The following is a 21,347-nucleotide window of genomic DNA, read 5'->3' on the forward strand; positions in this document are numbered from 1 at the left end:
TCAGGTTTCACTTTGCTCTTTTTATGGTTATAACTTTTGAGGTTCAATTTCTATCTGCTTGTAAGGCTTCTCTATTTACAGACTCGGGTTTCGTGTAGAAACAAAGGGATATTTAAAAACAAGGAAACAGTTAATATATAAATTATTAATTTCATCTGTATATTAACAAATTATCTTCATTATAAACAATAACTGTCGGCTTAAAGTTATTGTATTCTAAGCGGAGGGGTTATGTAAAGTTTTTCTGGGGGGATTGGTTCTGAGAATCACGTTTATTGAAGATTATCACAACAGGTGGAGATTCGGTGCTGCATTTGTTGTCTTCTTATTTCTGTTTTCAGCAAGTGTTGGAAGTGCAGAGGTTATTTACGTAGAACCAGAAAATTCGATCCAGGCTGCAGTAAATAACTCTACGGCCGGAGATCTAGTTATTGTGAAAACCGGGGAATATCAGGAGAATATTGTTGTCAATGTTTCAGGAATAAAGATCAGTTCGGAGTTTGAGGACCCTGAAAATGTGCTTATAAGGACGAGGGATAGAAATGCCAGCGTGTTTCAGATTAAAGCTGATAATGTAACTGTCAGCGGCTTCAATATAACCGGGTCAGGTGAAGTTTCCAACGTTTCTGTCTCCACCATCTCTAATGTTTCAGGTTCTTCAAACTTTTCCGAAATGGGCAATGATTCTAGTTATTCCAATAACTCCAATGATTCCAATAACTCCAATGATTCCAATAACTCCAATGATTCCAATAACTCCAATGATTCCAATAATTCCAATAATTCCAATAATTCAGAGAACGCCAGTCTGGGGCAGGTTTCCAGTTCAGGGTCAGATAAGCCTGCTTACCAATGGGATGGGTTTGGTTGTCCTGCAGCAGGGATTTGCCTTGAGCAGGTTAACAACTGCACAGTCGAGAATAATAGATTTTTCGAAAATAGGTACGGGGTTTATCTGCAGGATTCCAGGAATAGTACAGTCTTGAAGAATACTTTTTTCCGCAATGGCATCTGGCTTGATGAAGGGTGCGGCAAAAACCTGCTGATAAATAATGCTATTGAAGAGAGCACCCTCATTATTGGGGCTCACTGCTGGGACAATATAATGTTCCAGAATCGGGTTTCAAACGGCGAGGGAATAAGTATTGCCTGTTGTGGTGGAAACAACCTCGTCTCGAGAAATGAAATCATAAACTGTAGTAATGGAATTGACATGTATGACGTTCAGGCAAGGACCATCCTACGTGACAACCTGATTCTAGGTTGTCGGAACGGGATTTATCTAACCTTTGTCTTCGATTCCAGAGTTTATAATAACACGATTTCTAACGGAAGTACAGGCATTTATTTAAGAGAGGACTGCCACGACAATGAACTGTCTAACAATACAATAACAATGAGTAACGAATCTGGCATTTACTTTCTGGACTACAGTGCAGCTAACCGCATTTATAATAACTACTTCAATAATAGCGTAAATGTGAAAGCCGAGAATACTAAAGGAAATATCTGGAATACTACACAGTCGCCAAGGCCAAATATAGTAGGGGGTCTAAACCTGGGAGGAAATTTCTGGGCAAATCCAGAGGGAACCGGCTTCTCTCAGGTCTCAAACGATTCAAACTCGGATGGGATCTGCGATTTGCCACTCCAGATTAATGGAAGCGATTTCGATTATCTTCCACTTGCCAGACCTCCTTTCGTAACCGGGGTAGATCTAGAGGTCACAATCGGAATGCCTGAACCAAATAATACCTCGGACATTTCCATTGAAATCGACAGAGATACCCTCAATTTAGGAACCATGCCTTCAAAGCAGTCAACAGAACAGATAAGTAAACCACAGGTTTTGACAATAAGGAACACAGGAATAAGTAATGTCAGGATTTCCGCTGAGGTTAGTGAGTCTTCAGATGCAGTTTTTTCTAAAGGTATTTATATTTCTTCCCGTTTCTGGCCAGACTTTTCTGAAGTAATTGCAAACAACACAAGTAAAGCTCTGGAAATTGAACTTAAAGTTCCGATGAACTACTCTGAAAATGGCACTAAAAAAGGATCTCTTGTTTTCCTGGCTGAAAATATTTGAGAGCTCTGGCTTTTATCTTCAATTTTTGTTTTATATTTTTTGGCTGCAAGCCGATACAGATTAGTTTTTCAAAATAAAATCTTCAACGCGACTTTTGATTGCTTTTTGATGTATCTGTACACGATGTTCCTTTTGATTGCTTTTTGATGTATCTGTACACGACGTTCCATCAATCCCAAAAGCATAAAAAATATGAGTAGACCTTGTTTTGATTGTTGTGTAACAATGATAATTGAGTACAAACAAACGACAATAAAAATGATATGAGAAATATATAGTTAAGGTGAGAGAAAAAACGGGAGCTAAGATAAGAAAAAAAGAAAGGAGTTTAAAATGAGAGAAAAAGAAAAAATGCTGGCAGGCAAACCATATAGAGCTTTTGGAGAAGAACTGCTTGCAGAACGTCAGGCTGCAAAGGAGTTGATTTTTGAATTTAATGCTCTGCACCCCAGCAAAATTGAACAACGCAATAAAATTATTAAAAGACTTTTTGGCAAAACTGGTGAGAACTTCATTATTGAATCACCTTTTCGCTGTGACTACGGATATAATATTTCTATCGGGGAGAACTTTTATGCCAATTATAATTGTACAATTCTCGACTGCGCTAAGGTTACTATAGGTGACAACGCTTTTATTGGACCCAATTTGAGTCTTTTTACTGCAGGACATCCCGTGCATCCGGATGTGCGGAATACCCAGTTGGAATATGCCGTTCCTATTTTCATAGGCAACAATGTTTGGCTTGGCGGTGGCACTATTGTGAATCCGGGGGTTACCATTGGTGATAATACTGTCATTGGTTCTGGAAGCGTAGTAACAAAGGATATTCCGGCCAATGTAATAGCTGCTGGCAATCCGTGTAGGGTGAGACGCACCATTACAGAAAAAGATAAAAGTGATTTTCTGAAAACGTTATCCAATGAATAAGCTTATCTAGAAACCCATAATCCAACACCTATTTTTATTATCGTTTCTCATAATTATTTAGGTGGCATGGTAGTTTGCAACTTATTTACGCAGATTATCATGCTAAGCTTATCATGCTATTTTGTGTCTGAGGTATTTTTTTCATATATTACCCAGCTTCTTATCACTTCATTTTCTTTCCCGCCTTCTATCTTTAAAGCTATCTCTTTAAAGCTATTTCTTCCACACTCTATCTTAAAAGATATGTCTTTTTTGCCATTTATCTTAAAAGATATCTCTTTAACTTCCTATCTCTCTTTTCTGAGATCTGTACAGACTTAGATGAGGACTGGATTTGTGATTCATCTTATAACATTAATGGGAGTGAGATTGACTATCTTTCACTTTCATCTCTATCCAGACCGCAAATCTAATCGTAAACTTTTACAAAAAATTCATGAAGAATAAACTCCTAAACTATACATTACTATGAGACAGTTAGCAGGAACATGGTTATTTATAGTGCTGGGTCTGCTCTTCGGCCTGTTTGCAGATTTGGGGGCTGCAGATCCTGTTGACTCGGATAGTGGGAACATAAATCTTTCGGAACTCAGAGCTTTTGACCTGCTTTGCAGATGTGAAACAGGATGTATAGTTAATACGGTTTCTCTTTCTTCTGATGGGAATTATCTTGCAGTTGGGGACTTTAATCGTAGTGTTTCTCTTTTTAATTCCAAGGGAAAGAAACTCTGGAATTATACTACTGGGGATATTGTTTACACTGTATCAATTTCTCCCGATGGAACTGGTGTAGCTGCAGGAAGCAACGATAAGAAGGCATACTTTTTTAACAGGGAAGGAAAATTGCTATGGAGTTACGAAACTGAGGGCAGCGTGAATTGTGTTGTGGTCTCTTCCGATGGTTCATATGTGGCTGCAGGCAGTGATGACGGCAAGATTTACTTCTTTAATAAAGAGGGCAGATTATTATGGAATTTTGATTCAGGATATTCCGTCCGCAGTATAGCTCTCTCCAGAGACGGCTCTTACGTTACAGCCGGTGGTTCCAGTTATTGCATTTATCTCTTTGACAGAGACGGAAATAAAATATGGGAACGAAAAACAGGCAGTGTGATCAATTGTGTGTGCATTACTCCACAAGCCCAATATGTGGCTGCTGGAGGTTCCAATTATAATGTCTATTTCCTTAACCAGAAAGGGGATTTTTCCTGGATACACAACCCTGCTTACTGGATCAGTAGCGTTTCCCTGACAAACAACGGCTCGTATCTGGCGGCAGGAAGTTTTGACGATAAAGTCTACATGTTTAACAGCACAGGTACAAAACTCTGGGATTACAAGGTAAAAGATGATGTCTACAGTGTTGCAATTTCACCGGACGCATCATTCATTGCAGCTGGAAGCTGGGACGATACGCTTTATGTGCTCGATCTCGGTGGGAAGGAATTCTGGAACTGCAGTTGCGGAGGAAATATTAATGACGTGTTCATTTCTCGCGATAGCTCGGCCCTTGCTGCAGCGAGTGATAACGGAGCAGCGTATCTTTTTGAGCGAAACTCCACGGTTTTTGCGCAGCTCTTTAGAGATGCGCGTTTCCTTTCAGGAGAAAGGCTCGGACTGCCTTTAAAAGAAAGCATGACAGCAACGGGAGGCATTGAAAATGTAGTTGAGATTGCCTCAGCTTCCTCAGGTAAAGTGTCAGATGATATAAAAAGTTCAGCTTCTACAGAAAGTTCATCAAGGCTTTCGGAACTGCTTAATTTCTTTAAATATCCAATTTTCCTTTTACTGGCAGTTTTAATAGTAGCAGTCTACCTGAAAAACCGGGCCTTTAAAAAACGGATAAGAGAAGAAAACCTAGAAGACTTTGAGAATCTTGATGATGAAAAACACATGCCTGGAAATTAATATGAAAAATTTGGAAGCCTGAGATTTCAGTTCTGGAAGCTTAAACTTCCAGTCCTGTAAATTTCACTTCTGTAACTTTCAGTCCTGTAAATTTTCAACTTTTTAATCTACAAATGAACTCCATCATTGGAGGCTGGGGAGCTGGGAATTAACCTTATTGAAATATATCCAATTTCCACTTAGCTGTCATGGAAATGTTTCATAGAGAGATCCAGGGACATGAGTATTTAGATAGTCCATTATCAGCGTAATTTTATTTGCATTTTCACGTCGAATGCATTCTCACGTTGAAGTGCGATTTTTCCAGAAAATAGGCCCAATCTTGCTTGTTTTTCTTTCAGTAATATTTACCATTTGTTTTCCTGCCAACGGTTCACAGGCAAGATACATATTGCGCACTCCACAACGTTTGTATTCATAATCATATACAGTATATCTTTTCATAAGTAATTCTAAAGATTACTTATGAAAAGGTGCAAGAACTATTTTACGACATTTTGAGTTTGACTTGACACTAGCAGCTTCAGTGCAACTAAAAGCGTTAGAAGCCGCGATGAGGAAATTAATGTAGTCGATGTTTTTACACTTGGGTGAGTTTATGCTTATACCTCCGTCGTTTTTGAATAATTATTAATAAATAATTATATTTTTAATTATTGGAGGTTTTCGGAATTTCAACTGTGTGAGTTGTATGCAAACCACATAAAGTCAAAGCAGAGTGGGAGTAAGAAATAATATGAACTGTCAACCGATATACTGTTCCAATTAAATCAATGTCCTGACAAGGTTTCTAATAATTAATAAATAAATTTACTTGGGGGTTATATATGAAAAATTATATAATAATTATAATACTTGGCATTTTATTCACAGTATTAACAAGAATTGCTCTCGCAGAGAATACGAAAACATATGATGCGGAGACTTTTCGACAGGCTTTGGAACTGGACTGATTCACCGTAGAGGAAGGTGAACTGGGTTACTTTGATTTAATCGGGTTATTAGAGAAAGGAGTATTGCCTTCTGCATACGGAAATAATCCCACCACAAAATATGTGGCATATTTTGTTCCAGCAGCAGCTGGTCATGAAATAGATGAACGGATTTCTAAAATAACAGGTACTCTCGGAATGAGCGGGAGTACAACTCCATTCTGGAACCTTGGTCCTAATGAAGCTGTTGTTTTCGTTGGAAGAACACAGCCGGAATGCAAGTACTTCAGCTACGATAATTTCATAATGCACAGGACAATTGGGAATGAAAAAAGATGGATCTTTGCCAACGTAGCAGATACGGTGAACGACCTGGTTATTAAAACCGAAGGGACTCAAAACGGCTCTTCTGGAAATCCTTTCAATCAAACCACGGTAATAATAATTACGGCTGACAAAGGAATTGATCAACGCATCAGGGCTGCTGCCCAATCTGCAGGAGACTCAAACGATATAATTAACACACAGGCATTGCCATCAACCATATTAAAAATGGGTCTGGAGAATGATTCCGATACATTTGCCGCGTTTGTCCGCCCAGCCTTATTCAATGACACACAGGCTGGTGATGATTACATAAATAATACACCTGCAACTGTTTTCCGGATTACTCCCAACAATACTACAGAGCTGGACCCGTATGATTATCCGGAGCTAAGAGTCCGCGGAACCGGGCAAACAGAGTTTGAGCTTATGGATGATCTCGAAGAGCTAAGGATTGCGATTCTCAACAAATATAATGAGTCAAGTGCCACAGAGCTTCCGACCAGTCAGGCAGTTCCTGTAGGGAGTGATGCCATCCAGAAAGGAATTAACGCAGTAGGTCTCAATAACGATGCGTGCTATCTATGGACAGCAAACCAGACTGTCTCTTCGCCTACACCTCCTTTCGTTAACACCTCGCTGTACTATCCTTTCTTGCGAGAACCGGCAATTACTCTGGGCAATGATTCCAATGAATTCATAATTGTTTATGGGGTTAACCATGTAGCCACAGGAAAGGCGACGTACTCGAACTTCGCAATATACGGAGCAGATACATGGAATGGTGTTAGAGCAATCACAGACGCAGATTTCAATGGATCTGCTGAGGAATATTTCCCTGACAATCTCAATGCGAAATACCTTTATGTCTACAAGCTCGCCAGAAACTGCAGCGAAGATGATCAATACTGCTATGAGGTTCCCTACGGCGTGGGAGTTCACGGCATAGAGCCGGATCAGCCGCTTTTTGTTGCCTGGAGGGCCTACATGGAGAACACAACAAAGACCGGACCAGCCTATTCAGAGATACTATACGACCGGGCTATAAAGTTTGATCCCAAGTTAAGGTAAAAATTAGGTATTAAAGTAAATTCAAGCTCTGGTTACAAACTCTGGTTAATATGTGTTACCTACCTATAACATATATCTTCATTTTTTATATTTACAAGCCAGAACCATATTTTATAACACTTTTTTATTGTTTCAGAGGGTCAAAATGAATTATTTCCAAATTTTGGCTTATTATAGGCTTCATTTTAATAAAATCAAAAAAATTTCAGTTTTATTAAGACTTTACGCAAAAACCACTCTACTTCGTCGAGCGTAGGGTTGCCCAGGGTTCTGAAAAGCGGTTCTATCTGCTATGCAAGTTGAATAATAGAAAGCGGAGTAATCTAAAAAGGACTGATGAAAAATAGGTATCATAAAAATAGGTATCAAAAAAGGTTAAAGAAAAACCAGGAAATAATTTTTCCCTGATTTATTGTTTAATTGGGGCTGCTTTTCCGTTTAGAGCTCTGGGCGCCTGTCGATGATTCTCTTTGCCTTTCCTGCTGTCCTTTCGATGCTGCCTTTCTCAAGGAGCTCAACATTTGTGCGGATATTCAGGACAGCTTTGAGTTCGTGCTGAACATAGTTCTGGATGGCTTTAAGGTCTTTGAGGTCGCCGGTAAAAGCATTATCTTCAAGTTCGACTTCGATTGTAAGTTCATCGAGCATGTGATTGTTGCGGTCAAGGATAAGCTGGAAGTGTTCACCTACCTGCGGGATGCGGGAAATGACATCCTGGATCTGGGAGGGGAACACGTTGATACCTCTTACGATCAGCATGTCGTCGGCTCTGCCCATGAGGCGAGAAATTCTGGTGGTTGTCCTGCCGCACTCGCATTCGGATTCAAGAAGCCTTGTCATGTCACCTGAACGGTATCGGATATTGCAGAAGCCTTCCTTGTTGATGGAAGTAAGGACAAGTTCACCTTTTTCGCCTTCTGAGACCTGTTCTCCGTTTTTGTCAAGGACTTCGACAAGGAAGTTGTCGCTCCAGATATGCAGCCCGTCCTGCTCCTGGCATTCAAACCCGATTCCTGGCCCGAACATTTCCGACAGGCCGTAGCAGTCGTAGGCTTTGAGGTTGAGCCGCTTTTCGAGCTGCTTCCGCGTGTTTTCCGACCAAGGCTCTCCTCCAAAGATAGCGGCTTTTAAGGAGAGTTTGTCTATAAGGTCCATTTCTTCGGCTGTTTCGGCCAAGTAAAAGGCATAGGAAGGGGTACAGTGGATTGCGGTTACGCCGAAGTCGATCATCATCTCGAGCTGCCGAGCGGTGTTTCCCGTTGCAGCCGGTACGACCATTGCGCCCATTCTTTCTATGCCGTAGTGGAAGCCTATGCCTCCGGTAAAGAGCCCGTAATTCATTGAGTTCTGGATGGTGTCACCTTTTGAAAGCCCAATCATTGTGAGATCGCGGGCGATCATGTCCGACCAGGTCTCGATATCTTTTGCCGTGTACCCGACAACGGTTGGCTTTCCGCTGGTTCCGGACGAGGCATGGATACGTACTATGTCTTCTTTTTTGGCAGCAAAAAGCCCAAAAGGATAGTTGTCCCGAAGGTCGGTTTTCCGCGTGAAAGGCAATTTACGGATATCTTCAAGGGTCTTGATGTCCTCGGGAGTGACTCCGGCTGCTTTGTAATTTTGCCTGTAAAAAGGAACGTTGTCATAGACCAGCTTTACGCTGTGTTGAAGACGTTTTAGCTGTAATTTTTTCAGTTCTTCGGGATTCATTGTTTCGTATTTCGGCTGCCAGTATTTCATTAACAGAACCTTCTTTTTTATTTATGAAACCGTTTTCAGGTTGTAATTTTTAATGCATGGATGCCATGTTTCTACATGTCATGATATATTAAGTAATCTAATGAGTAATCGTTCTCAGGTTGTAATTTTTAATGCATGAATGCCATGTTTCTACATGTCATGATATATTAAGTAATCTAATGAGTAATCGTTCTCAGGTTGTAATTTTTAATGCATGAATGCCATGTTTCTACATGTCATGATATATTAAGTAATCTAATGAGTAATATAAAACGTTCGAAAAAATCAGATGTACTGTAATCCTTACTACATATAAACGTTGTTGAGAAGGAGTGGTTTGAGTTGAAAGGGTTGAGAAACCTAATATTTTGCTTGTGAAGGAGAAGCAATAATATTTTGCTTGTGAAGGGAGAGCAATGAATGTGAATTGACTTCGAAATGTCTCAAGGATAATTGAAAAATTCAAGAATTTTCTGTATCTGCTGAATGTGGACATTTTTTTAGAACTATATATGCGTACATCAACGCTGCGAGCCAACCCCCAGCCGCTCCCAACTGAGTCCAATCTCCTGAAATTGTATATAACTTCACAATGAGTACGATATTAAGAACTGAGCCTACCATCACGAGGATATGTAGTTTCTTTTTAAAATGTGCAGTAACTTGCATTGATCCTCCCCTTTTTCGTAGCCTTCTTCTTTATCTTTTTAAGCGTATTACTATTTTTATTTTTTCTGGTATTTTCAGGAGTTAATACCAAATCTTCTGTTTAATTTATGAGCTGATCCCAAAACTTGAAATTTGCTTCATAGGTCTTGTATTTCGACTAATCAATCAAGCTCATGATCATGAAAACAATTCTGAGAATTACCAGTAATTAAAAATTAAGTAGCTTCTGAAATAAGCTTTATCTCATATTAAGAGAATCTGTGGCATAGGTGCATCCTAAAAAGGCTGTTCTTCATTCTTATTTGGGTATTTTCTTCTTGATAGCAACATTTAATTTTCAAATTGGTACAAATTAATGCAAAAAAGACTGGAATCCTAACATTGGACGCACTACTCATTTTATATATTTATGATCTTGTTCAACAATATTGTTCAAATAGTTGATTTGCTTAAAACCTACATTTATTAGATAATATTTTATTCGTTTTCAAGATCCTCATCATATATTGGAAAAGTAATTTTATTAATAATCTGTCTAATTTATTTTACGACAAGTACTTAGTATAGAAAGGGCAAGCTTGTAATGACTAATTAATGAATCCATTCCAAAACCAATTTTTACTCTCAAATTAGTAAAATTTTAAAATTAGTAAAATTTCAAAAGGCAGTGTAGCGAAAGTTCTGTAAAATATGATTGACTCTATATCCTTTGTGTTAATTTCGTAACGTGCCATGACGGATTTACACTTAATGACCTTGTTTCGTATAACCACAAACACAATGAGGCTAACGGGGAAAATAACAGGGATGGAATTGACAATAATTTGAGCTGGAACTGTGGGGTTGAGGGAGAGACCGAAGGCCCGGAGGTAGAAATCTTGCGGGAAAGACAGATCAAAAATTTCGCTGCAATTCTGTTGCTGTCTATAGGTGTTCCGATGATTTGCATGGGAGATGAAGTCAGACGCACTCAGAAAGGCAACAACAATGCTTATTGCCAGAACAATGAGACCAGCTGGTTTGACTGGAACTTAGTAGAGAAAAATCGCGATATATTCCGCTTCTGGAAATTGATGATTGATTTTCGAAAACACCATACTACCATTCTTCGCCCTAGTATATAATAATTGTTTTTAGACAAGAGAGATTTTACCGTAATAAATCACAACAGCTGCATATGGAAAATAAGAATACCAATAAAAGAGTAGAGAGGATAAAGGAAAACAATACAAGAGAAAGAAAAAAGAAGATCAAACTTCCCGTCTCTCACTCAGATATAAAATGGTGTCTCTATTTCTTTTGACTGTCTTTTTCTCAGGCCACTATGTACAGCTTGGTAATATTTCATGGTATCAGGAGTAACCGAAGGCCCGGTTTCAGCAATCGATTGAAGGAAATGTTTCTGCTTTACTTCTTTGGCATGAAGGTCTTCGCGAAGTGCATCTCTTCCTGCCTTTTTGCACACAGCTGCAATATCAGCACCTGTATACTGATCGGTCATAGAAACGAGTTTGTCGATATCAACATCCTCTGCAAGCGACATTTTTGCGGTATGGACCCTAAAAATTTCCTTGCGAGCTCCCGCATCCGGAACGGGAACAAGAATTAACTCGTCAAAACGTCCAGGCCTTAGAAGAGCAGGATCTATGATATCAGGACGGTTGGTTGCACCTATTACCACTACAGCTCTAAGTTCCTCAAGCCCATCCATCTCGGAAAGAAGCTGATTCAGGATTCTAGCTGTAACCTGTGGCTCACCTATGGCAGCCCCGCGAATGGGCGCAAGAGAGTCGAGTTCGTCCAGGAAAATAATAGATGGAGCAACCTGCCTTGCCCGTGAAAAAACCTCGGCAATCCTTTTTTCAGACTCTCCATACCACTTGGAGAGAAGATCGCTTCCTTTTGCGGTGATGAAGTTAGCTTCAGACTCATGGGCAATGGCTTTTGCAAGAAGAGTCTTTCCAGTACCCGGAGGACCATATAGAAGCACTCCTTTGGGAGCCTCAACTCCTATATCCCTGTACGATTCCGGACTTTTAAGAGGCCACTCCACAGCTTCCTTCAAAAGTTGTTTTACACCCTCCAGACCACCTACATCTTCCCAGCTCACATTAGGAATCTCGATAAGGATTTCTCTTATAGCAGACGGCTGGACATCTTTAAGGGCATTTTCAAAATCTTCCCTTGTGACCCGAAGTGTGTCAAGGATCTCACTTGGAATTTCAGGTTCATTGAGGTTAATCTTCGGTAGAATCCGTCTCAAGGAACTCATTGCAGCTTCCCGACAAAGCGCAGCAATGTCAGCTCCTACAAACCCATAAGTTATCTGAGCGAAGTCCATAAGATTTACGTTTTCGGCAAGCGGCATACCTCTTGTGTGAATCTGGAAAATCTCAAGCCTTCCTTCGGTGTCCGGAACCCTTAACTCAATCTCTCTGTCAAATCTACCAGGGCGACGAAGTGCCATATCAATTGCTTCAGGACGGTTGGTTGACCCTATCACAATCACGTTCTTGCGAGCTTTAAGCCCATCCATCAGGGAAAGGAGTTGAGCAACTACTCTTCTTTCGACCTCTCCAGTCACCTCAGCCCTCTTAGGTGCAATGGAATCGATTTCATCAAGGAAAATGATTGCAGGAGCGTTTTTCTCTGCTTCTTCGAAGACGTCTCTGATACCTTTTTCGGACTCTCCATAATACTTGGACATAATTTCCGGACCATTGACTGAGATAAAGTAAGCATCTGTCTCGTTTGCAACTGCTTTTGCAAGCATTGTCTTGCCTGTTCCAGGCGGTCCATAAAGCAGTACTCCTTTTGGAGCATCGATTCCCAGCCTGTCAAAAAGTTCAGGATGCTTCAAAGGTAGCTCTATCATTTCTCTTATTTTGGTAATAGCCTCTTTAACCCCACCCAGATCCTCATACATGACAGTGGGAACATTCTGTTCAGGAGTTATTTCTGCAGCTTCAGGTAAGAGTTCAATCTCTGTCATATCTGTAATCTTTACTATCCCGGACGGGGAAGTGGAGACAACCTGTAACTTTATTTCTCCCAGCCCAAATGACTGCCCCATACCTGGACCAAAAAAGTCCTGAAAGAAATCCTCGAACATAACTCCTTTTCCAAAAGTCTCTCTTTCCCGTGACCGCCTCAAACTTGTGGTGGAAATAAAATCTCCCTTAGAAACCGTACGATTCATGAATACGGCTTTAAGAGTTTCACTTGGAGCATAGATCTGCAAGCCCTTAGCTACAGGCGCGAGAGTTACACTCCTTGCTTCTTTCCAGTCGGCCTTGCGAATATCCACATACTCCCCTATGCTGGTTTTTGCATTGGTACGGATAAGCCCGTCCATACGGATAATATCCAGGCCCGAATCGCTGGGATATGGACGTCCTACCAGAGCTGAAGTCGATTTTCCCCCTCTTATTTCCACAACGTCAAAGGGCTTGAGGCCCAGCTTTTCCCTGAAACTATCGTCGACCCTAACTATTCCTTTTCCGACATCTCTTTGATCAGCTTCTGCAACTTTTAGTTTTGCAGTTATCTTTTCCCTGTCAGCCAAATGACAACCCCCATCTCCATATTAGAACCCATCTCCATATTAGAACATAACATTTATCGAAAAAAGCTATAGTAACTAACTATTATCCTCGTGATCAGAACTTTTAACTCTTATCTTAAACAAAAACTTATCTAACCAGCCACAGCTTTATCAACGAAGAGACCAGGTTTCTGTTGCCCAAGTTTTATGGTGTATCCTCTACGAAATAACATGTTCTCTAAACGAGTTTTTTAAACGAAAGCCATTTGTAAGTTCAGTATTCTGGTCTGGTGAATTCTCTTGTACGCTGGCTTTCCAGACGTTCAATTTCTCTGGTGACTTCATCAGGGGTTATTGTACTCTATTTTGTACTCTATTTTGTACTCTATTTTGTACTCTATTTTGTACTCTATTTTGTACTCTATTTTGTACTCTATTTTGTACTCTATTTTGTACTCTATTTCAGTTATTTCCTTCAGAAGATCCAGAAAGTCACTTTCTGACTGCTTTCCTTCAGCAAACTTTATAAGGTCTTTTCGATTTGCAGGATAACCGATACCTCTACCGGTTATATACTCTTTAATCTCGCGTGGACTTCTTTTGATAAGTTCACGTTCCTAAAATAAGGTAGTTGCTACCTTCTCACCTGTTTCCCACCCTCCATTTTGTATTATATTGATAGTTATATAAAAAAGAATTCAATTAAAATGTTTGTCAGCAGATGATTTTTTTCGCTATAGTAACCTTTCGTTTTTTGTTAGTTAATTTCTTCCAAACAAAAATACCACTTATGTTTTCTATCATCCTTTCATTATAGATCATACCCTGCACCGTAATTTTTCATCTTATACCCAAATAACCGGTAAGCACTAAAAATTTCAAGAGAAATTGGGGACAGACGCGGAGAAGGAAATCGCCTTGGAAATCTGGGGTTAGCATACTATAGGCTGGGTGAACCCAGAAAAGCAATTGAATTTTTGAAGCAATCCCTTGCTATAGGAAAAGCTATTGAAGACCCGAGGATAATTAGCTTTTGTGAGAAGAAATTGAAAGAACTTTATGGGATTGAAGATAATGAAAACTCAAACTATTATCCCGCCCCTAATAATTCTCCAGATTCAAGATGTCCTCCGGCTTCAAAAAATATACTTCAGACTATTATCAGCAAGCTGAAGTCCAAAAAGTAATCTTTCAAAAAAATAGATTTTACTCTTTAAACTCAATATATCAAAAAATGGCTTGCAAACTGCGATTCAAGAACTGACAATTTCCAAGCAAAATTGTAATAAAATCAAAAATCCCCGAAACCAAAAGCTATTATATAGATAGTCACAAACCTTAACTGTTATTTTTATCTAATTTCAGTTTCTTAACAATCATTTTTTTGCTCAGCCAGTAAAGGTGGAACTATGCCTCATATAATGGAACTGCTTGGAAAAACAAGAGTCGTCGTAAAAGATGGAAAGGTTATCGAAGTCGGAGAGCCTGAAGTCGAATGGTGCCCTCTCTTTGCCAAAGTCCGTGGGATCAAGAAAATAACCCCTGAAGAAGTCAAGAAGAATATGGAATTCAGGATCAGCGACTTCGGGATGTTTACTGACAAACGCCGTCTGGAACTAGAAGACTTTGTAGGATTTGGAGCATCTGAAGTTATGATGACAGGCCTTAGCAGAGGTCTGCTTGACACGACCGTAACAGCCTGTGAAGGCGCAGGTACCGTAATTTCCAATAACCCGACTCTCGTTCAGGGCATGGGCGGCAGGATGTCCGGTCTGGTCGAAACCGAACCGATTGATGCTATCATAAACGGGATTCAGGAACGCGGCGGAATCGTGCTTGACCCTTCAACTGCAAAAATGGACCCTATTGCGGGAGTTAAGAAGGCAGCAGAACTCGGGTATAAAAAAATTGCAGTAACTGCAGCTTTTGCTGAAACTGCAAAAGAGTTACGGAAACTTGAAGCCGAACTCGGGCTTGATTTGATAGTAATTGGCGTACATGTCACAGGTTTAAACAAGGAAGAAGCCCAGAGCCTGGTGGAAAATTCAGATATTGTGACCAGTTGTGCTTCAAAGCCTATAAGAGATCTCGTAAAACCTCTTGCCCAGGTGGGAACTGCAGTTCCTCTTTTTGCCCTTACCCAGAAAGGAAAGGAACTTGTGATAGAGAGAGCAAAGGATATCAAAAGCCCGATTCTGATCAATACGATGGCTCTACCTGTGCTGCCTGATTACAAACAGCCAAAGGAACTGAAGTAAAACGAGAATTGAAGTAAAAAATAACAACGGCTTCGATGCCGCTTTCATTTGTTTTACTTCACCTTTTTTTAACTCTTTTCTTTAATTTTTTATTTTTATTTTTATTTTTAGTTTTAGTTTTAGTTTTTGTAACTCTCTTATTTGAAAAACTGCCTCTTTTCGGGAAAGAATACTGGTTCATAAAATTCACTACAGATGAAGAAGACAGAGTATTCATGGTCACGAAGAATACTTCAAAGAGTCTTTCAGCTTTATGAATAGCTTCAATTTCAGAAACATAGAAAATCTTCTAGACGTAGTTGATTTCCAGGTCTAGGTTGAGGATAGGGTTATAATTTGCAGGAGACTGAAAGTGAATTGGGCATGGTAGAAGATACTTCAGTTTTCGTAATACGAATTCAAAAAATATTATTTTTTTCGCGGATCCATGTCTTATAGATCCATTTCTTGTAGACTCATTTCTTATAAATCCATTTCTTGTAGACTCATTTCTTATAAATCCATATTTTATAGATCCATTTTTTATGACTCATTTATTACAAATTTTTTGTAATCTCTTCTCATGAGCTTGATACAAATATCCCAAAATCAGCATTAAAAGGCCCTAACTATTTCTTTTGTCTTTAAGGAATTTATACAGCCTGATGACTCTAAAAGTCGTAGCAAAAACTTTAAAAACAAGGCAAGAAGATCTAAAAGCATGAAAAGCGAAAGTGAGAACGGTTCTCCTGAGTCCCTGATAATGTCCGATGACTTGGAGCTGGCGGAAGTAAAAGCTATTAGAAAAAAGCTTTCTGAAATGCACAATGACATTAAAAAAGTGATGGAATTTACCAGCAGGCTGCGTTTAGAAGCTGCTATTGAAAGATCCAGGCAAGAGTATTCAAATGTTCTTCTCAATCACCTCTTCGAAGACATCGATTCCGGTCTTGAACAGAACATGGTAAAAAAATGCCCTGAAAAGCAAAAATGTACTTCTGCATTTACGGCTCTTCTGCAGCAAAATGCAGGTCTTATAACGAAAAATAGAGTAGATGACAAATCAATATCGGACAACCAAAAAAAACTAGAGGAACTGAGATGCGAAGCTCCTTACAACAAATGTGAAAAATGCTTTTCCGAAGTATCGAGCCTTCTGATAAAACAGATAAACCTTATGCGCTCTATGAGGATTTATACTAACAATCAGGAACAGAAACCGAATATTTCTGCTCTTAAAACATCTGTAGTTATGAGTGAGATCCTCGAGCCGGTCTCAAACCCCCAGCGTCTGGAAATTCTCAGAGCAGTAGCGTTCGAAATGAAAAGTTTCTCTGCTTTTTCCGAACTTACGGGCCTCAGAGGAGGAAATCTGCTCTTCCATCTTCAGAAACTTATGGAAAGCGGGCTGATTCTACAACAGCACGAAAGGGGAGATTATATGATTACTGAGAAAGGTTTCAAGATACTTCAGGGTCTGAACGAAATTTATTCTTCACTTCAAAATTATCCACTTCAAAATTCCTCAAAGCAGAGACCTGAAAAGAACGATCTCATGGAAAGAAAAGAAAAAACAGAGATGACTATTTAAACTCAGGTATTTTTGATCTTCAATTTTGCAGCGTTCAACCTCGAAACTTTCCATTTTTTAGCACTATCTGGTTAAACTATCTGGTTAAGAGTAGATAACTCAGGTGTAGTAATACAGTTGAATGCATTAACTACATTTCAGTGCCGATTAAGTATATATAAATAACCTGCCAATAAAAGAGTGTAGAATGAATTCTCCGGGGAAATCAAACTGCAAAGAACCAGAATGTCAGACAAAGAATAAATAAAAAACACGGAAAAATTTGAGGAACAAGCAAAATATGAGGAGTAAAAATGACTGTAAAAGATGATATTCACGGGCAGATCGTTGCAGGCCTTAAAGATGCAAAGTTTCCTATAAATACCCCTGAAGAACTGCTTGCTGCATTTCCTGCAGGTGCGGATACTACATGCAGGTCGGGCAACCTTGAAGTTACTGCAGGAGAAGCAGGAAAATTGCTGACTCCAGCAGATTTTCCATTCAGAGACGCAAAAAAAGTAGCAGACACAATAGTTGAAAGAGCAGGGCTTTAAGTTCTGCCCTTTTATTTAAGACTTCTCTTTTCTTTTTTCTTTTGCTCTTCGTTCTTCTATCTTATCTTCACCTATGTCTCTCACACTCCATTTCATCGACATAGTTATGGCTTCAGCTTGAGAAAATATCAACCATGTTTGTAAAATAGAATACCGTAGTAAAAGTTAGAGTAATTAGGCAAGAATCAGGATATTTGTAAAATAGAATACCGTAGTAAAAGTTAGAGTAATTAGGCAAGAATCAGGATATAAGTAATACTATTTCTTCAATTCCGGAATTGCAGGATAACATAAGAAGTTCTTTAAATTTTGAGTAATTAGTTTACAAATCTATATATTTTGTAAACTAAGACGAAATGTCTAAAACTGCCAGGTAAAGGACATTTTGTTCAAAATCTAAATTTAAACCTTTCCTAAGTAACTACGGGTTATATTAGGCAAAATTATTTTATTATTTTTACTATACTTCACGAACAGTTTAGTTATTGCATCAACAAACTCATCATAATTAGAATCAGTGTTTTTTGGGGCATAAGAAGCTGATAAATTTCGCCCAATGAAACTCTCTAAATTATACTCCAGATCATTTCGAAATGTATGATATTCATATTTTCCATCGCGAAAAAATTGTTTATATACATCAGAGTTCTTCTCTATTCCTCCACTGAAACCTTTAAATGAAGGGCAGAGATCTTTACATATCTCTGCATTCTCGATAACCAGTTTGCTCGAAAAATCCCTACTATTCCAAACAAGTGCTACATTCGAATTTGGTTTTAATATCCGGATACACTCCTTTTTAAATTGTAGTTTATCGAACCAGTGAAAAGCTTGTGCAACAGTAATTAAATCAATGCTATAACTCTTCAAGCCTGTACTTTCAGCAGTACCATTAATTGAAACAAAATTAGAGTAACTATTTAATTGCTTTTCTGCAATATTTCTCATATCGTCATTTGGCTCAACTGCAATTACATTTAAATTATTTATAAGTAGTTGCTGCGTCAAAACACCTGTACCTGAACCTATATCTGCAACGATTTGATCTGACGTTAAACTATTGTAAGAAACTAAATAATTAATATATTCCTTCGGATAGTGAGGACGATATTTAGAATAGATATCTGCTTTACCAGTAAATTTTTTTGTTGTTTCCATGCAAATCAATCCGTTCTAGAATTAAAGTGCTTTCGGCGCTAAAAAGCTGTATCAAAAGTTAAGTAAGATATAACTGGCTTAACTTACTTCTTCTGCTATAAAAAAACTGACTGCGAGTTAATGAATGTTGACAAAGTTATGTTTTTTGTTTAATTACCGAGTTTTTTCGGCAAAAGTTATGCATCAGAAGAAGCGAAAAATTCTATTCTAGCGGCGAAGAATAAGGGGATGAGAGTAATTCCAAATTTATAGAACTTGTGTGACACTGCCGATCATATTGTTTGTGAGATAAAATAACCATATTAAAAGTTAGAGTAATTAGGCAAGAATCAGAATATAAGTAATACTATTTCTTCAATTCCGGAAGGTGTGTTTAAAATGCCTCACATAATGGAAATGATGGGTAAAGCCAGAGTAGTCGTAAAAGACGGCAAGGTTGTGGAAGTCGGAGCCCCTGAAGTCGAACGGTGCCCACTTTTTGTCAAGCTGCGGGGAGTCCAGAAGATGACTCCGGAGGAAATCCGGAAAAATATGGAGTCCAGGATCAGCGAGTTAGGAATGTTTACAGAAAATCGTAAGCTCGAGTTTGAAACAACCGTTGTTGCTTTTGGCGCTTCAGAAGTAATGATGAGTGGTCTCAACAGTAGTTCTCTTGAGACAACCGTAACCGCCTGTGATGGCGCAGGGACCGTTATCTCAGGTAATCCGTCCCTGGTCCAGGGAATTGGAGGCAGGATGTCCGGTCTGGTTGAAACCGAGCCAATAGATGCGGTTATTAAGGGAATTGAAGAGCGTGGAGGAACTGTGCTTGATCCCTCAACCGCAGTCATTAATCCGGCAGGTGGAGTAAGGAAAGCTTCCGAACTTGGCTACCGAAGGATCGCAGTAACCGTAGCCGACCCAAAAACCGCAAAAAACCTGAGAAAGCTTGAAACCGAACTTGGTCTTGACCTGATAATAATTGCCGTACATGTTACGGGACTAAGCAGGGAAGAAGCTCAGGAAATTCTTGAAAACTCAGATATCGTAATTAGCTGTGCTTCCAGGCACATAAGGGAACTTGCAAAGCCTCTTGTTCAGGTTGCAGCTGCAATCCCACTTTTTGCCCTCACTCAGAAAGGAAAAGAACTTGTAATCGAGAGGGCAAAGGATATTCAGAGCCCAATTCTGATCAATACTATGAAGCTGCCTGTGCTGCCTGCACATAAGCAGCCGAAGAATCTTGTTTAAGGAGAGTAATCTCAGGCAGTAGCTTATTTACTTATTTATATCTGTTATATAATAAGATTGATGATTTTTTGTAAGATGTTACAGATTCTGAAATTTTATTGTAATCCATGTTTTCCGGATGTCGGCTGAAGTGATAAGCTAATGCCTGACGAACTGGTTTATACCAATTACTTTTCTTTCTTTCCTGGCTTTTCTGGCTTGGATGCTTTTTCCTTCTTTGACGACTTACTGGCTGGAACCTTTGTCTGTGTTTTTCCACTGGGTGCACCGGCTTTTGGACTGTCGCCTATTGTAGATTTTTTTGCCATTTAAAAACACCTCCTAGTTATTATATTAAATAAGTGTTTGAGAATACTGTCATAAAGTTATATATAAGTTTCCAGCCCAAATGATTGTTTATCATAGGACTTACGAGAATGAACTAAGAGATCAATAGCATTAAACCTCAGCTGTATTTTCAATTTATCTGGAATAATAACAATTGAAGAACTCGTTCCCAAAACTAACCTTTATTTTTACATACATAAAAATTTTAAAGAAATTTTCCATCATCGAGTTGTCATTCCGAATTTGAGATCTAAAAGCATGTCAAAATTAAACTTGATTCTATAGGATAAGACTCATGCATTTGAACCGAAAAACGGTAGCATTTAATGATTACTGTACTTGATTTTATACTTTGAGTGCATATCTGTTCAATAACTTGAGGTCACAATCTGGTTGCGGTACCTACAAAATGATTCACAAAAATGATTTAATTTTGACAATATCAAGCTATCTGCCAGTAAAAAAATGATTGAAAAATTAAAAAAGTATTAAACCTATATTTTAACAGTGTTAAACATAAATTTTGGGAGTATGGTATTGTATGGGAAAAGAGATATTCGATGCAGTGAGGAAGACATTGTATGTTTTACTGCTGGCCTTTTTTATGATGTCTGCAACAGCCGGGACAGTAAGTGCAGCAGAAGTAATTGTATATGAGCATGTTAACTTTGGGGGAGAAAGCTTTGACGCTACTTCTGATCAACCAAGCGCGGGAGGTAACCTGAACGACAAAATATCATCAATTAAGGTCAAGTCAGGCACATGGCGATTCTATGAATATATAAATTATGGAGGCCGCTATTGGGATTTTGGACCAGGAGAATATGCCTCTGTGGAAAGTGTTGGTATACCCGACGATTCAATTTCGTCTTTTAAACTCGTCAGTTAATTAAATTTAAAAAAGTATTTCCTAGAACACAATCTTTCGTAGAAATTAACATGGTTGAATAAAAATTGGTCGTCCATAAAAATTGGTTGTCCAGTGTTATATTCTTGATGATTTAAAGCACTGAAAGTTAGAAGAGCTTGTAGTGTTCAATTTGAATCTATAATCCCTATTTCTCTTA

17 protein-coding genes and 1 pseudogene are annotated in these 21,347 nt (G+C 38.9%); 11 read left to right on the forward strand and 7 right to left on the reverse strand.

The window, feature by feature from the left end; all coding sequences use genetic code 11:
- Window positions 1-253: 253 nt before the first annotated feature.
- From MSBRM_RS09060 to MSBRM_RS09070, 3 genes are all read left to right on the forward strand, one after another.
- Entirely contained in the window at window positions 254-2,086 is a 1,833-nt protein-coding gene (locus tag MSBRM_RS09060; RefSeq protein ID WP_230629172.1) for a right-handed parallel beta-helix repeat-containing protein, read from the forward strand.
- Window positions 2,087-2,419: 333 nt separating this feature from the next.
- Window positions 2,420-3,016: a sugar O-acetyltransferase gene (locus MSBRM_RS09065; RefSeq protein WP_048117654.1), complete on the forward strand. Its 597-nt coding sequence runs from the start codon at window positions 2,420-2,422 to the stop codon at window positions 3,014-3,016.
- A gap of 468 nt (window positions 3,017-3,484) precedes the next feature.
- On the forward strand, window positions 3,485-4,924 hold the full coding sequence (locus MSBRM_RS09070) for a WD40 repeat domain-containing protein (RefSeq protein ID WP_048117650.1): 1,440 nt from the start codon (window positions 3,485-3,487) through the stop codon (window positions 4,922-4,924).
- 189 nt (window positions 4,925-5,113) lie between these two features.
- Here MSBRM_RS09070 and MSBRM_RS21250 read toward each other — a convergent pair.
- A pseudogene (locus MSBRM_RS21250) lies at window positions 5,114-5,350 on the reverse strand (IS630 family transposase); the annotation flags it as partial.
- Between the two features lie 590 nt (window positions 5,351-5,940).
- Between MSBRM_RS21250 and MSBRM_RS09075 the strand changes: the two are divergent.
- A complete protein-coding gene (locus tag MSBRM_RS09075) occupies window positions 5,941-7,251 on the forward strand; it encodes a hypothetical protein (RefSeq protein WP_230629171.1) in 1,311 nt (436 codons plus the stop codon).
- A gap of 438 nt (window positions 7,252-7,689) precedes the next feature.
- Here the strand turns inward: MSBRM_RS09075 and MSBRM_RS09080 are convergent, their stop codons facing one another.
- A complete protein-coding gene (locus tag MSBRM_RS09080; protein WP_048117646.1) occupies window positions 7,690-8,991 on the reverse strand; it encodes a phenylacetate--CoA ligase family protein in 1,302 nt (433 codons plus the stop codon).
- Window positions 8,992-10,484: 1,493 nt separating this feature from the next.
- Between MSBRM_RS09080 and MSBRM_RS09090 the strand changes: the two genes are divergently transcribed.
- Entirely contained in the window at window positions 10,485-10,784 is a 300-nt protein-coding gene (locus tag MSBRM_RS09090) for a hypothetical protein (protein ID WP_048155446.1), read from the forward strand.
- A gap of 146 nt (window positions 10,785-10,930) precedes the next feature.
- Here the strand turns inward: MSBRM_RS09090 and MSBRM_RS09095 are convergent, their stop codons facing one another.
- Window positions 10,931-13,225: a CDC48 family AAA ATPase gene (locus MSBRM_RS09095; RefSeq protein WP_048155449.1), complete on the reverse strand. Its 2,295-nt coding sequence runs from the start codon at window positions 13,223-13,225 to the stop codon at window positions 10,931-10,933.
- Between the two features lie 323 nt (window positions 13,226-13,548).
- Window positions 13,549-13,809, reverse strand: coding sequence for a DUF2795 domain-containing protein (locus tag MSBRM_RS22085; RefSeq protein ID WP_080943741.1), 261 nt, complete (start codon window positions 13,807-13,809; stop codon window positions 13,549-13,551).
- Between the two features lie 270 nt (window positions 13,810-14,079).
- On the opposite strand from MSBRM_RS22085, the gene MSBRM_RS09105 reads away from it, so the two are divergent.
- Both MSBRM_RS09105 and MSBRM_RS09110 read left to right on the forward strand, forming a co-directional pair.
- Window positions 14,080-14,391, forward strand: coding sequence for a tetratricopeptide repeat protein (locus MSBRM_RS09105; protein ID WP_141706497.1), 312 nt, complete (start codon window positions 14,080-14,082; stop codon window positions 14,389-14,391).
- 222 nt (window positions 14,392-14,613) lie between these two features.
- Window positions 14,614-15,462 (forward strand): methanogenesis marker 8 protein, encoded by an 849-nt coding sequence (locus MSBRM_RS09110; RefSeq protein ID WP_048155453.1) that lies wholly within the window; start codon window positions 14,614-14,616, stop codon window positions 15,460-15,462.
- A gap of 58 nt (window positions 15,463-15,520) precedes the next feature.
- Here the strand turns inward: MSBRM_RS09110 and MSBRM_RS20305 are convergent, their stop codons facing one another.
- Window positions 15,521-15,685, reverse strand: coding sequence for a hypothetical protein (locus MSBRM_RS20305; RefSeq protein WP_155400467.1), 165 nt, complete (start codon window positions 15,683-15,685; stop codon window positions 15,521-15,523).
- Window positions 15,686-16,162: 477 nt separating this feature from the next.
- Here MSBRM_RS20305 and MSBRM_RS09115 point away from each other — a divergent pair, with 477 nt between their 5' ends.
- Both MSBRM_RS09115 and MSBRM_RS09120 read left to right on the forward strand, forming a co-directional pair.
- A complete protein-coding gene (locus MSBRM_RS09115) occupies window positions 16,163-17,032 on the forward strand; it encodes a winged helix-turn-helix domain-containing protein (RefSeq protein WP_048117626.1) in 870 nt (289 codons plus the stop codon).
- 293 nt (window positions 17,033-17,325) lie between these two features.
- Window positions 17,326-17,565, forward strand: coding sequence for an MTH865 family protein (locus MSBRM_RS09120; RefSeq protein WP_048117624.1), 240 nt, complete (start codon window positions 17,326-17,328; stop codon window positions 17,563-17,565).
- Between the two features lie 402 nt (window positions 17,566-17,967).
- On the opposite strand, the gene MSBRM_RS09125 is transcribed toward MSBRM_RS09120, so the two are convergent.
- Complete coding sequence (locus tag MSBRM_RS09125) at window positions 17,968-18,723, reverse strand: class I SAM-dependent methyltransferase (protein ID WP_048155455.1); 756 nt, start codon at window positions 18,721-18,723, stop codon at window positions 17,968-17,970.
- Window positions 18,724-19,101: 378 nt separating this feature from the next.
- On the opposite strand from MSBRM_RS09125, the gene MSBRM_RS09130 reads away from it, so the two are divergent.
- Window positions 19,102-19,953, forward strand: a complete 852-nt coding sequence (locus tag MSBRM_RS09130) for a methanogenesis marker 8 protein (RefSeq protein WP_048155456.1) — start codon at window positions 19,102-19,104, stop codon at window positions 19,951-19,953.
- A gap of 167 nt (window positions 19,954-20,120) precedes the next feature.
- On the opposite strand, the gene MSBRM_RS20310 is transcribed toward MSBRM_RS09130, so the two are convergent.
- The gene (locus MSBRM_RS20310) at window positions 20,121-20,261 is read right to left on the reverse strand and encodes a hypothetical protein (protein ID WP_155396456.1); all 141 of its coding nucleotides are present in this window, start codon (window positions 20,259-20,261) and stop codon (window positions 20,121-20,123) included.
- Window positions 20,262-20,821: 560 nt separating this feature from the next.
- Between MSBRM_RS20310 and MSBRM_RS09135 the strand changes: the two genes are divergently transcribed.
- Window positions 20,822-21,169, forward strand: a complete 348-nt coding sequence (locus MSBRM_RS09135) for a beta/gamma crystallin family protein (RefSeq protein WP_048155457.1) — start codon at window positions 20,822-20,824, stop codon at window positions 21,167-21,169.
- Window positions 21,170-21,347: the final 178 nt, after the last annotated feature.

Source organism: Methanosarcina barkeri MS, assembly GCF_000970025.1.
Classification (GTDB): Archaea; Halobacteriota; Methanosarcinia; order Methanosarcinales; family Methanosarcinaceae; genus Methanosarcina; species Methanosarcina barkeri.

Bases quoted from the DNA above. Each gene is read 5' to 3' on its own strand.
- MSBRM_RS09115 (WP_048117626.1), top strand. From the start codon at position 16,163: ATGAAAAGCGAAAGTGAGAACGGTTCTCCTGAGTCCCTGATAATGTCC.
- MSBRM_RS09130 (WP_048155456.1), top strand. From the start codon at position 19,102: ATGCCTCACATAATGGAAATGATGGGTAAAGCCAGAGTAGTCGTAAAA.
- MSBRM_RS09070 (WP_048117650.1), top strand. From the start codon at position 3,485: ATGAGACAGTTAGCAGGAACATGGTTATTTATAGTGCTGGGTCTGCTC.
- MSBRM_RS09065 (WP_048117654.1), top strand. From the start codon at position 2,420: ATGAGAGAAAAAGAAAAAATGCTGGCAGGCAAACCATATAGAGCTTTT.
- MSBRM_RS09080 (WP_048117646.1), bottom strand. From the start codon at position 8,991: ATGAAATACTGGCAGCCGAAATACGAAACAATGAATCCCGAAGAACTG.
- MSBRM_RS09125 (WP_048155455.1), bottom strand. From the start codon at position 18,723: ATGGAAACAACAAAAAAATTTACTGGTAAAGCAGATATCTATTCTAAA.
- MSBRM_RS20310 (WP_155396456.1), bottom strand. From the start codon at position 20,261: ATGGCAAAAAAATCTACAATAGGCGACAGTCCAAAAGCCGGTGCACCC.
- MSBRM_RS09135 (WP_048155457.1), top strand. From the start codon at position 20,822: ATGGGAAAAGAGATATTCGATGCAGTGAGGAAGACATTGTATGTTTTA.
- MSBRM_RS09110 (WP_048155453.1), top strand. From the start codon at position 14,614: ATGCCTCATATAATGGAACTGCTTGGAAAAACAAGAGTCGTCGTAAAA.
- MSBRM_RS09120 (WP_048117624.1), top strand. From the start codon at position 17,326: ATGACTGTAAAAGATGATATTCACGGGCAGATCGTTGCAGGCCTTAAA.